Annotated in this window: 9 protein-coding genes; 2 read left to right on the forward strand and 7 right to left on the reverse strand. The window is 49.5% G+C overall.

Annotation, left to right across the window (positions count from 1 at the left end; all coding sequences use genetic code 11):
• Positions 1–90: 90 nt before the first annotated feature.
• Positions 91–1,059 carry an AAA family ATPase gene (locus G461_RS0109185; RefSeq protein ID WP_035479910.1) on the reverse strand — a complete coding sequence of 323 codons (969 nt, stop codon included), beginning with the start codon at positions 1,057–1,059 and terminating at the stop codon, positions 91–93.
• Between the two features lie 82 nt (positions 1,060–1,141).
• Positions 1,142–2,647, reverse strand: coding sequence for an arylsulfatase (locus tag G461_RS0109190; protein ID WP_026971624.1), 1,506 nt, complete (start codon positions 2,645–2,647; stop codon positions 1,142–1,144).
• Positions 2,648–2,810: 163 nt separating this feature from the next.
• Here G461_RS0109190 and G461_RS0109195 point away from each other — a divergent pair, with 163 nt between their 5' ends.
• Complete coding sequence (locus tag G461_RS0109195) at positions 2,811–3,737, forward strand: LysR family transcriptional regulator (RefSeq protein ID WP_026971625.1); 927 nt, start codon at positions 2,811–2,813, stop codon at positions 3,735–3,737.
• Between the two features lie 94 nt (positions 3,738–3,831).
• Complete coding sequence (locus tag G461_RS0109200) at positions 3,832–5,052, forward strand: anaerobic sulfatase maturase (RefSeq protein ID WP_026971626.1); 1,221 nt, start codon at positions 3,832–3,834, stop codon at positions 5,050–5,052.
• A 378-nt stretch (positions 5,053–5,430) separates the two neighbouring features.
• Here G461_RS0109200 and G461_RS23825 read toward each other — a convergent pair whose 3' ends face one another.
• The 5 genes from G461_RS23825 to G461_RS23840 all read right to left on the reverse strand — a co-directional run bounded on the left by G461_RS23825 (position 5,431) and on the right by G461_RS23840 (position 12,320).
• Positions 5,431–5,904 (reverse strand): aminoacyl-tRNA deacylase, encoded by a 474-nt coding sequence (locus G461_RS23825; protein ID WP_051333469.1) that lies wholly within the window; start codon positions 5,902–5,904, stop codon positions 5,431–5,433.
• Between the two features lie 137 nt (positions 5,905–6,041).
• A complete protein-coding gene (locus G461_RS23830) occupies positions 6,042–6,362 on the reverse strand; it encodes an aminomethyltransferase family protein (RefSeq protein WP_051333470.1) in 321 nt (106 codons plus the stop codon).
• Positions 6,363–6,700: 338 nt separating this feature from the next.
• Complete coding sequence (locus G461_RS0109220) at positions 6,701–8,020, reverse strand: McrC family protein (protein WP_026971627.1); 1,320 nt, start codon at positions 8,018–8,020, stop codon at positions 6,701–6,703.
• A complete protein-coding gene (locus G461_RS26370; protein WP_051333471.1) occupies positions 8,013–10,754 on the reverse strand; it encodes an AAA family ATPase in 2,742 nt (913 codons plus the stop codon). Before G461_RS26370 ends, G461_RS0109220 begins: the two co-directional genes overlap by 8 nt.
• A 324-nt stretch (positions 10,755–11,078) precedes the next feature.
• Positions 11,079–12,320 carry a site-specific integrase gene (locus G461_RS23840; RefSeq protein ID WP_051333472.1) on the reverse strand — a complete coding sequence of 414 codons (1,242 nt, stop codon included), beginning with the start codon at positions 12,318–12,320 and terminating at the stop codon, positions 11,079–11,081.
• Between the last annotated feature and the right edge of the window lies 1 nt (position 12,321).

Below are 12,321 nucleotides of genomic sequence, written 5' to 3' on the forward strand. Positions count from 1 at the left end.
ACTTCCCAACGACGCGAGTCGTGTCAGCCGACTAGAGTGAGTAACCAGGCGATGGTCGCCATATGCAGGTGCTGATGTCATCACTCAACCTCACACCCAAGCAACAACATCTAGCAAACGGCCTACCACGTCTTTACTGGTTATCCGATCGCCACTGGCCTCAAAACTTAACGCTAAACGATGCCCAAGTACCGGATAAGCAACCGCTCTCACATCTTCAGGTAGCACATAGTGACGCTGATTCAACCAAGCATGGGCACGGGCACACTTGTCCAAGGCTATTGACGCTCTCGGACTGGCGCCAACAAAAATCCAATTCGCTAATTGCTGATCGAGCATACTGGCATCGCGAGTGGCATGCACTAAGTCAACAATGTACTGATCAACCGCCTCACTCACCGTGACTTCATTTACCGCCTTACGAGCATTGAGTACATCCGACACCGATAAGATAGGGGTTATTAGCGAACCATCACTGTTTGCCTCGTTACGTAGCATCCCAAGCATGCTTAACTCGGCAGCTTTATCGGGATACTCCACCTCAATCCGCATCATAAAGCGGTCTAGCTGAGCCTCTGGCAACGGATACGTGCCCTCTTGCTCTACCGGGTTTTGCGTGGCTAATACCATGAACAGCTCAGGCAACTGGTAGGTTTTACCGACTACAGTGACCTGACCTTCAGCCATCGCTTCAAGTAGCGCCGCCTGCACTTTGGCGGGGGCTCGATTGATTTCATCAGCCAGCAACAACTGACTAAAAACCGGGCCTTGTTGAAAGGTAAGTGATTGAGTATGGCTATGATAGATCTCGCTACCCGTCACATCGCTGGGTAGCATGTCTGGAGTGAACTGAATACGGTTAAGGTCACTATCCAGTCGCTGTGCCATACAGCTCACCGCACGGGTTTTGGCCAAACCAGGTAAGCCCTGCAGTAGTACGTGCCCCTCTGCTAACAAAGCGATATTCAGTTGCTGAATGACCCTCTGCTGACCGATGACAGCGTTATTAACTTCTTCAACTAAGCGGTGAAACTTGTCTTGCAAGCCGTGCTGTGACATATCAACCTCAAGTGGTGGGTAAATAAGGGGGCACAGCCCCCTTTTAGGGTGAGCGGTTTAAACACTGCGGGTTCTCGTTTGCCTAGTTAATCGCCTCGCGGTAAGGCAATTGCGTCATGACCCGCTCTAAGTTAAATCCGGTCGGAGGCTGGCGCAGAGGGAACTCTTCAAAAGTTTGTAGCAACTCTGCGACCTTAACCTGCACTGGGATGAAGTAGAACATGCGATCGCCAAACCACTTCAGGTACATCATTGAATGCTCAGGGGCTTCTTCAAACGGGTCAGTGCGCAAGTCAACTAACTGTGGCCAGGTTGAAGCAAGACGGGGGGCAAACCACGACTCTTCGGTAGGTTGAATAAAGGTAACCTTGGTCTTTCCGATGCGCACCGCCTCTAGGCTGCCGGTCTCAGCAAAGTAGAAGATCTCATCGCGCTGAGTGTCTTCATTGTTAAACCATGCGTTGCTATGGTCATAGCCGTCGATGAAAACATCGTGCTTAGTCTTAAAGCTCTCTTGCACATTTTCTTCACCGGCTATGGTTGCCAAGGTGGTAAAGATATCCTCATGAGATTGAATGCCGTTGTTGATTGAACCGGCCGGGATGTTCTCTGGCCACATCACCATAAATGGCACACGCACACCACCTTCAGAGGTCATCCCCTTCTCACCATGGAATGGAGTGTTACCACCATCTGGCCAAGACATTTTCTCCGCACCATTATCGGTGGTGAAAATCACGATGGTGTTGTCTTTCTGTCCAGTTTCTTCCAAGGTATCAAGGAGTTCGCCAACGTAGTGGTCAAGCTCTGCCATACCATCGGCGTAGAGACCATAACCCGTCTTACCGGCCCATTCTTCACTTAAATGGGTCCACACGTGCATTCGTGATGGGTTGTACCACAGAAAGAACGGATCCTCTGTAGCGGCCTGTTCCTGAATGTAGTCAACAGCCATATCGGTCAACTCTCGGTCGATGGTTTCCATACGCTTGCGGGTTAGCGGGCCGTCGTTGCCGGTTGGGCCATCAGCAGTACCGGTTACGATCCCTCGCGGACCAAAGCGCTCGCGGAAGGCCGGATCCTTTGGGTAGTCTTCATTCTCGGGCTCTTCTTCAGCATTTAGGTGATAAAGGTTGCCATAGAAGTTATCGAAACCACGTCGGTGAGGGAGCATATGCTCTTGGTCGCCCAAGTGGTTCTTGCCAAGTTGGTTGGTCATATAGCCTTGAGCTTTTAGCACCTCTGCCAATGTTGGATCGTCGGGGTGCAAGCCAATAGGCGAACCTGGCAGGCCAACGTTTAGCAGGCCTGTACGAATAGGCATTTGCCCGGTTAGGAATGCGGCTCGACCTGCGGTCGAGCTAGGCTGGCCATAGTGGTCGGTGAACAGCATGCCCTCTTTGGCAATACGATCGATGTTAGGGGTTTTGTAACCCATCATCCCCATGTTGTATGCGGAGGTATTAAACCAACCGATATCATCGGCCATGATAACTACAATATTGGGCTTCGTTGCCTCAGCCATCGCAGGCGCGGCAACAGAGGCCAGCACGGCTGTGCTCAACATGCTTTTGGTGAATTTTGTCATAACAGTAACCTAGTTAGGGGGCTATTTTCTCCTCAGATAACTGCACCGGATTTCGATAGCAACCTGAGTGAGCGCTGATTTCAAAAGGGCATGTTAGAGATGTTGTGGATGCCGAAGAAGCAAGCTAGGATGGTTTGTAATATTTACTTTGTGAATGTATCTGATGCCCCAGAATCGCCACTTTGACTTGAACTTATTGCGTGTGTTTGACGCAGTTTATCGAACCGGCTCATTTACCATGGCAGCCGAAGAGCTCGACTTAACTCAATCATCAGTTAGCAATGCAATCAACCGCTTAAAATCGGAGCTAGGCGTAAGTTTATTCGTTCGCGCAGGTCGTGGAATCCAACCCACACTCTCCGCAGAGCAGCTATTTAGTCAGATAGATCGCCCTTTGATTGACATCGAACAAGCTATTCAAGGCTTCAATAGTTTCGATCCCTCCACCCATCAGTATCAGTTCAATGTTTATGCCTTGGAGGTCATGATTCAACTGCTGATCGGTTCGGTTTATAAGCAAATAGACGAGAGCAAAACTGAAGTCACCTTTCGCCAAAGCCCAGCCTCCCAAGAGCAAGCCGTTCAAGCGCTTTATTATGACCAAGCCGACTTGCTACTTGATATTTGCCCACCCGACTCAAGCATGGTGGAAGCAGAAAAGCTGATAAGCTTTGGCCTTAAGGTGGTGGTGCGCAAAGGCCATCCACGCATTAAGGAAAGCATTACTAAAGAGCAGTTTTATCAAGAAAAGCATGTCTTTATTAACATTGAGCGGCAGCAAACCTCAGCGTTTGACACGGTCGCCGTTGAGGGCCGTGGTAAACGTCAGCTATTTTGCGAGCAAACGTCCATGTTGAGTATGCTTAGTACCGTGAGTAGTAGCAATGCCATTGCCAGCTCGCTTGATCATTTTGCAGATGAATTTGCTCCTTTGTTCAACTTAAATACCTTAGCCATGCCTATTGAAGTCAATCCCTTTGATATCTATATGATATGGCATAAAAAACATACACATAACCCAGCCCACCAGTGGCTAAGAAGCTTGATAAGAGAGTCGCTACCAGCCACTTCTCATTCACAAGATAAATAACTGATATTACCTCCGCTTCATTGTTGCCGACCTCAGTGGTGGCTACGATTCACTCCGATTTAAACCAGCTATTCGCCACCGCCGGAGAGAACCTATGACCACTCAGTCCCCTCACCCTTTCCACCTGATTGTTAAACCAGTAGGAGCAAAGTGTAATCTGGACTGCAAGTATTGTTACTACCTGCGTAAGCAAGAGCGCTATGAGGCGGATGCAAGCATGCAGATGTCAGAAGCATTGTTGGAACACTATATCCGCAGCCATATAGATGCACAGCCAGCCACGGCCAAACATATTGAATTTAGCTGGCAGGGTGGCGAGCCCGCACTTCGGGGACTGGCATTCTATGAAAAAGCGATTGAACTTCAGCGCCAATACATGCGCGAAGGTATCAGCTACACCAATAACTTTCAAACCAATGGTACGCTTATAAACGACCGCTGGGCCGCATTCTTTAAGAAACACAATTTCTTAGTCGGTATTAGCATTGATGGTGATAAGCGCAACCATGGCCCAACTCGCCCTAATCTGAAATCAGAGAGCAGCTTTAACCAGACACTACGCGGATTGGAAGCACTCAAACGCCACGAGGTAAGGTTCAACACCCTCTCAGTTGTCCACAGCGACAATGCGCACCTTGGAAAACACACCTACAACTACCTCAAATCACTGGGCGCTACCGTTATCCAATTTCAGCCTTGTATGGAGGATCCTCGAGATCGCCGAACAGAAAAGGACTGGTCACTCACCCCCGAGCAGTGGGGTCAGTTCTTATGTGAGGTATTTGACGAATGGAAGACCAGTGATGTTGGCGATGTATTTGTGCAGTTTTTTGAAAACACGCTCGGTATACTTGCGGGCCAACCGAGCCAAATGTGTTTTTATGGTGAAGTCTGCGGGCAGCAGATGATGCTAGAGCATGATGGATCCGTGTATAGCTGCGATCACTTTAGCTACAATGAGTATCGAGTGGGGCAATTAAAAGCTCTGGACCCACTGTCCATTCCGGTTAACGAAGTACCTTCATCCAACGACACTGACTTGGGCAAAATTGCAGGTAGTACCAAACAGCTGAGCTTTGGGACAAACAAATGGCTCAATCTCCCCAAACAATGTATTGAGTGTGACTTCCGACCGCTGTGCAACGGCGGTTGCCCAAAGGACCGTATTGCGACTAACGATAGTCAATCTGGCGTAAACGCATTGTGTGCGGGTTACAAACAGTTTTTCTTGCATTCACTACCGACATACGGCGCGATTCTCGATGCGCTCAAGCATGGGCACCCTGCAGCAACTTATCCGCTATTTTTATCGTGACACCTCACTGAGCCTCACCATAACTGCTATAAGTTGCTATCGACTAGTAAAGATGTTTCGGCAATCACTAACACTCATTATGGTATTTGGTGCTTGCTGAGCTATCTAAGCGCCGTTAAACGACAGCACTCCCCTAGCCGCCAAACGGGTAGTTCCTGCCCTACGATGTGAACGTCAGCGTGTCTCGGCTTTGCAGCGCCTTCGCTGCGGTGATAGCGGTATCGAGCCGTTCCTTGTGCAGCACTGTGCAGTTGTGAAAAGCGCTTGGTATACGATGCGATGCAAGTACACTCCGTCAAGTTCTTGTCTCTGCGGGTCTGGCTTGCAACCACATATCTTCTGTCACAATGGCCTTTCGACCGCGCCATGATGTAATCCTTAGGTCTTAGCAATATCCCCCAAGGTCGCGCCGGTGTACTCTGCCAGCAGTGCAGCATCGACTTCGATGCTATGGTCGCGGCGACCTGAGCCACAGATTAGGGCACCACTGCATTCAGCATCCAGCACTAAGGGGATGTTTTCACCGCAAAGAAACGGGCTAACCGCCCCTAGCTCAACGCCAAAATGTTCCAGAACTTGCTGCTCAGAGCTTTGCCGCAAGGAAGAGCGCGAAACCCCAAGTGCATTGGCTAAGCTACGATAGTCAATCCGTCGATGCCCCGTCAAAGCAGCCAGTGCGAGGCCTTTGCCTTTTATCTCAAACACGATGGTTTTGAGGATCTGCTCGACCACAAAATGAAGGTTGTCTTGTGCGTCTTGGATGGTCGTGGTGGCGTGGTGCTGATGGTATCGTACATCCAGCTGTGCCTGATCAAGGCGACCCTTTATTTGACTGAACACTGAATCGCTCATTGTAACTCCTTGGTTAGTTTTGGCTCTGTACAGTTGCAGGCAAAAACAACAAGGTCCCACCCCAAGCGGTGAGACCTCATAATAGCTCCCGCAGGCGAGCATATCATTGACCCGCTCGCCCTCACAGCGTTTTACCGCTAGGCAACATCGGCATAAGGCAATGTACCTAGCACCTCACCACCGAACTCCGCCATCGCATCAACTAAGGACTCCCAAAGGTATTGGGCGCTTGCCTGACTACACAGAATGTAGAGAAACTGTTGCCCATCCAACACCGTTTTCACTACGCTAGCATTCACCTTGGCCACCGAGGTTTGCGCGATGCTACCCGACGGGAAGGCAGCATCGCGCAGATCCACACCACAGACTTTGGCCATGCAGGTAATAGCATCGCCGCCTGCCAGTGCGAACAAGGCATCGCTGTCCTGACAAGGTAAGGGGTAATCTAAGTTGATCATTGCGACTAGCAAGGCACCGGCCGACGCCCGAGTATTCGGGTTATTCACGGCAACCGGACGAGCACAGCCATGCGACCATGGTTTTTGCTAATTGGTTACTACCTGAGTTGTGGGAGTCGACAATCATGAAGCACTGCGGCGCATCAGTTGCGACATATTAGCGCCACGGATATTTGCGAAACAGGCGAATACGGGGGTATTAGTTTAGGAGATGAGGCAAAACCAAGTCTTTAAGGTGCTGATACTTATGCATATTTTAATTGAACTGATCAAACGGAATAACGACTTTTCTACGTATTACTTCGGGGCAAAGTGAAAAAGTGAAAGCGAAGGCGCTGCTACTTAAGCAAACGACTCCCACTAGGCCATGTAACTTGCCCTACTCCAGTAATGGTATCGGTAACAAACGGCACGACCCAAAGCTTAAGCTGGTCGTCAAAACCAAAATAGTGGGTTATGGGCTCTCGAAATTGCTCATGCGCAGGGTAAATCAGAAATAGCTCACCCACCCCACCGAGGTACTTTTGGCCGTAGGCAAGCATTTGGTAAAAGTCATTTTGTAACAAACCATATTTGTCCCGGCTGTTATTGTTACGGCTATCGATGACCTTCCATTTGGTATCGAGCACAGCAACGGCCCCACTTTCCTCATGTTCAATGAGCAAATCGGGGCACAAACGAAACCAATCTTGCCCTTGGTGGCTAACTAAGCATCGGTTCGACGCCTGAGCGCTAAGTCGCAAATCAGTGGGTAGCTGTTTAGCCAGCATGGCCGCAACATAGCTTTCAAACACCGTCTCCATGGGAAATAGCAAGCTGATTGCCTTAGCACTGCCCTGCATCGCCAGTGGCGACAAACCGTTTAGGATTAATCGTGCCCAATCAATCGCGCTTTGGTAATACCCCATCCCACGATCAATACGCAATTTAGTAAAATCACCCGCAACATCACGGCTAACCGGAATGTCGGCGAAAGCGAAACTTAGCTCACGTAGTAAACGCTGGTTGCTCAACGACCGACTATAGTGCGCAACCACTTCAAGCGCGGCATGAATCAAACGATTGGCCGGGCGGTTGTATTGATACTCATCGAACTCAACATAGAAGCGATGCTGATTGACCAAGTTGTGCCTTAGTTGCTTTGCCAGCTGAAGCCTACCTTTTAGGTAGAACAAGTTGTCTTGCTCACGTAAGTAGTCTGCCCGCAGCCCACGTTTAACGATTAGACTTACAGCCTCCAAAAACTGGGTAATAAACACCTCAAGTAAGGGCATACGAATGGTATCAACGTCGCCGATGGTGCTGCTTAGGTGGCGAAACTCACCGAGATACTGGAGCATTACAAGCAGTTGCTTGCGTGCTTGCTGCCTTGCCATAACCGCGGACTCGCCCTGCGCAACGCGGCCATGTTTCGGCAAAATTTCGACCTGTTCGCCGTGAGGCGTGCATATTACGCCCACATAGTTACGTACCTGGATCACTTCTTGGCTGTAGTGGCTTTTTAGCGTGAGAAAAGGCAGGGCCTGGTCACCTGCCTCGCCCAAGCAGATATCGCGCAAATACCTGAAGGTATCGCCACTAACCCGTGAATACCCACGCAGCTGGGATACCTCGTCATTAGCGCACAAATAACCATATTCAAACACCGTGCTATGCATCGGCATCCTCAATCTGACGCTCTGGTTGCGGCTCGGAAGCTAAAGCGGAAACAGTAGACTCCACTGCACCAATATCATAGATACCGCAATAAACCCGCGCATCGTCCCAGCGAACATCGTTTTCTGCCACAAGGCTAAAACGCATGGCGGCCTGACCATAACGATTAGGCTGGTAGCTTGATCCAAATAGCTCTTTAAGTCGCTTATCGTCGAGCTCGTCGCTGTTAACCAAACGCAGCTCTGGGGGCTTTTGATTATCGCTCAGTACTAATGCAATTTTCTGCCAGTCATCGTAAAAGTACTCTTGTAGCAATGGCACAATCTTGTGCTTAAACGCCGTAACCACTGAGTCAAACGCTCGTTTGTGCTCGCCTTGGTTGGCCAAGTTAGCGGCCTCGATAAAAAAGGCGTGGCCTAGGGTATGCTCACGGTCAAACAGCACCTCAATACGCTGGTTGAGGGTGTCGAGCAAACATGCCAAATCGATGTCAACATGTCCGACTTTAACTACCGCTCCTTTGAATTCACGGCTGTCGGGCATCATTTCGGTAAAAGTAAAGCGCCGGCGCAACGCGGTATCGATGAGGGCCAACGAGCGATCAGCTGTGTTCATAGTGCCGATCAGGTACAAGTTATCTGGCACAGAGAACTTTTTGCCCGAATAGGATAGGTTCACACTCAACGCGTCTTGCTGCCCTTGCCGTTTTGAGGGCTCAATCAGGGTGATCAGCTCGCCAAAGATCTTGGAAATGTTGCCGCGATTAATCTCGTCGATGATCAATACATAGTTGTCTTTAACCGCTTCTAGAGCAGAGTTGCCAAGCAGAACTCCCACAGAAGCCAAGTGATTCACTAACTCCGTAGCTGAAATACGTGAGAGTTTGTAACAGGTTTTTAAGGTAAGACGCTTATTAGCATTGAGCTGCAAAATATTTACATTCAGCCCTGTTGCTAGCCAATTAATAGGTAAAACATGACGGTAGCCTTTATGCCCACAAACGCCCTGCTCCCAGTACTCATAGTCACCGGAAACCACCCCTACTGCTTGAATCGTATGCTGCCCACTAACACATAAAACCACATCACCAAGCTCCATCCCGTCGGTAAAGTCAGACACTGCAGATAGAGCATTACTCTTTAATGAGTCAGCATACGCTTGTTCCGCTGCACTCTTTTCATCGGACGATTGATCGCCCATCTCGCCCCAACCAATAGTGCCGATATTGTGCTCGAAACAGTAATCTCGAATTCTACTGGGTTTGGTTCCATCTAAAGAGAGCTTCCATACGTTGCTATCAACAGATAAGCCTAATTCACCGGCAGACACTCGCTTGTCAGCACTTGCATAATCGCAGATCTTCTTAAAGATCCCGGGTTCAATGTCGTAGCTGATCTGCCCTTTATCACTATTGGCCCGCAGCCCTTCAACAAATTCTTCATAGCCATAGCTTTGGTGAAAGGTGACAAAAGCGATCCGCTTATCGTTAACCAGCTGTTCGTAGCGCTCCTGTAACTCTTCTCGCGTCCCCCTTTCGGCTTTCCAGCGTTGATAAAACGGGAAGTCGGCGGCCTTCACTGCTGCTGTAACCGTGTGGTAGGTTTTACCCGTACCGGGAGGGCCATATAGGATCTGGTTTAGCGGAGAGGTGGTCATGGGTTGTTCTCCTTGCTCATTCTCGTTTACTTGCCTGCCTTGCCAATCACAAGGCCACACGTCGTGCCCAACGATGCCCTCACTACCGCGCTGAAAACGATCGATTTCTACCCACTCATTTAGCACTTCGGCATTCTTCTCAACATCATCGGTGAGTGGAATCTGAACTGTCAGGTCACTTTCAACGTCGGTGTAAGCCAGCGACAATTGTCCAGCCGTCACCACAAAGAAACCGGATAAACGGGTGGTACTGGCAGCATGCTCGCGAGCACCGAATCGCAAGCACGACTCCGCCGGTGTCGTCACTATCCAAAAGTCATAATCAGCGCCACTTTGCGCGAGGGTCGCCAGCGCAGACTCCAGCACCGGATGGTGCCCTTCCAACTGCTCTAAAAAACGCTCAAACACCGCTAAATAACGCCCACTTGCCCGACAGCGTGACAGATAGGAAGTCGGCGAGTTGGCCTGTGATTGTGCGTCCACCAGCTCACGATTGCGTTGCCAGCAGTCTCTCACAAAACTCAACAGGTCTTGCTCGCCCTGCTGGGCCAGCAGCTTTCGGTTAAGCTCTGACATGGGAAGGTTGGCATCAGTTGCCAACAATCGCTTGAACATTGCTGCGCTAAAAATATTGGCGATCACTGGCTCGCTGCGCGGTTGATACAAAAACGCCAACTTCCACTTCACCATAGGGGAAAAATCAATCTCATCGATGGCCTTTACATCGCTGCGCTGGGCTGCAGCAACTATCGCTAGCAAGATTTGCTTAACACTCTCGAATGCTTGCTGCTCACTATCACCAAATCGGGTATACCATGAGTGCTCGTCACCATATTGCACATTACGCACTACCTCTCCCCGCTTATGGTTTGGGTCGCTACGTTGATAAATACCAAACTTAATGGCGTTGTTGCCCTGTATCGAGCCGAGCGGTCGGGTTTTGGTTTCCAGCCAATAGCAAAAGGTATCCTTGTTACCCACACCGGTATAATCAGACAGGCTTAGCTCAGTAAGTGCTTCAGCTGACCAGCGAGCTAAGAAGCTATCCCAAAGGGTTTTCAGTTCAGATGTACTGCTCATATCAAATACTTCACCACCAATAAGCGCCTCTCCCCACTCAAGGGACTGGCCAGCGGATGATTCCTTTTCGAGTGTTTAGTTAATACTTTCTTTTATTGCTTTGCTAAGACTTGCTGTGAATCAAGTGGCGGGCATTTAGTAGGAGCTAATTAGGGAACTGTGCGAACAATGAACGTGTTGAGGTGCAGCTATATGTTGTTGCACCTCATACTGTAGCTAATTCGGTAAGAGAAGCTTGGCGCGCTCCTTTAAAGAACAGTCATTTACCTTGGAATACTACAGGTTCATACAACTAATCGGCAATTTTAACTATTTAACAGTGGCTTATGTATGATTTTTCTTGCAGTGGCTGTAGGGAATAAACTGCTCATTCTCTGTTTCACAGAGCGAATCCAGAGTCACCTCAACTTCCATGTGTTCAACCTCGGTCCAGCCGCCATGGCCTCGTATGTAGATCTCTGTGGTTGAGCGTTTTTGGTGAGTTAGCAGTTTCTGAGGGCTGACACCTGTTTGCTCATGGAGCTTTGCAGATAGTGCGCGGATTTCATGAAAACTGGGGCGCTCTCTGGCTGGAAGCTCAGCATAGAGCCCTAGCTCGTCTCTAACCGCAGAGAAAGCCTTCGACAGATATTCAGGATTCACCTGTGTGGGATGCTCTACGTTTTGCGACACTTTATTGCTTGAGGTACCCGTAGGACGATGCACTACATAGGGTGAATCAACATCATCAACACTGCGATCAATGATTGCCTTTAAGCGCCCACCAAGCGGGATAGCTACCCAAGAGGCCTCGTTATTCTCGGTTTTCTGCCGATGGATGAATAATTTTCCATACACCCCATTTTGCGGCCGTTTGTACCACATACATCCGCAAACGCCTTTTTGGGGTCTCTCAAGGTTGTAACTGATACGGACGGTCTCTAAGCGCGCAGTACCTGTCTGCAACGACAGATCCATTGCAACCTGTAGCCAGGGCTCAGCAGAGTCATAGATAGCAAGAAAATCTTCTTCAGTAAGGCGCCGTCGCATTTTGGGGGCTTTCTTGGGAAATTTCATTTTCTGGGAGGCAGGGTTGTCGCGCATGATCCCAGCATCACAGGCATAACCAAATAGTTTTTCTAGCCAAGCGATTTTCCGGTTGTAGACGTTAGCCGAAGCCCCCTTATGAAACTCACTAAGATAGTCATTCACATGAGTCAGTTCGATGTCTAAAGGGGCTACGTTATCAAAGAACGTGACCGCTCGTTTCGCATCGCTTTCTAAAGTTGATCGCTTCGAGGATTTAGGCTCTTCACGTGCAAGTATCTTTGCTAGTAACTCAGGAACGTAATCGCCAAAACTACGCAACTTCTCAGAACCAGAAAGCGCCACAAGGTCTTCCAAACCGTAACGGGAGCTTCCGCGCATCCGATGATTATACTCAAGGGCAATAGCAATGGCCTCTTGCCGGCTATGGCCAAGAGATACTCGTCGACCATTTACCAGCGTAAAGCGGAATCCCTTTTTGACATCGTGGTAGAGATGCTCTGGCAACGCCCGAGTTTGGCGAGAGCGCGGTCTGCCCATG

The organism is Aliagarivorans marinus DSM 23064 (assembly GCF_000429485.1).
Lineage (GTDB): Bacteria > Pseudomonadota > Gammaproteobacteria > Enterobacterales > Celerinatantimonadaceae > Aliagarivorans > Aliagarivorans marinus.

Coding starts and splice junctions, on each gene's coding strand:
- G461_RS0109185 (WP_035479910.1), bottom strand. CDS start 1,059: ATGTCACAGCACGGCTTGCAAGACAAGTTTCACCGCTTAGTTGAAGAA.
- G461_RS0109190 (WP_026971624.1), bottom strand. CDS start 2,647: ATGACAAAATTCACCAAAAGCATGTTGAGCACAGCCGTGCTGGCCTCT.
- G461_RS0109195 (WP_026971625.1), top strand. CDS start 2,811: ATGCCCCAGAATCGCCACTTTGACTTGAACTTATTGCGTGTGTTTGAC.
- G461_RS0109200 (WP_026971626.1), top strand. CDS start 3,832: ATGACCACTCAGTCCCCTCACCCTTTCCACCTGATTGTTAAACCAGTA.
- G461_RS23825 (WP_051333469.1), bottom strand. CDS start 5,904: ATGAGCGATTCAGTGTTCAGTCAAATAAAGGGTCGCCTTGATCAGGCA.
- G461_RS23830 (WP_051333470.1), bottom strand. CDS start 6,362: ATGATCAACTTAGATTACCCCTTACCTTGTCAGGACAGCGATGCCTTG.
- G461_RS0109220 (WP_026971627.1), bottom strand. CDS start 8,020: ATGCATAGCACGGTGTTTGAATATGGTTATTTGTGCGCTAATGACGAG.
- G461_RS26370 (WP_051333471.1), bottom strand. CDS start 10,754: ATGAGCAGTACATCTGAACTGAAAACCCTTTGGGATAGCTTCTTAGCT.
- G461_RS23840 (WP_051333472.1), bottom strand. CDS start 12,320: ATGGGCAGACCGCGCTCTCGCCAAACTCGGGCGTTGCCAGAGCATCTC.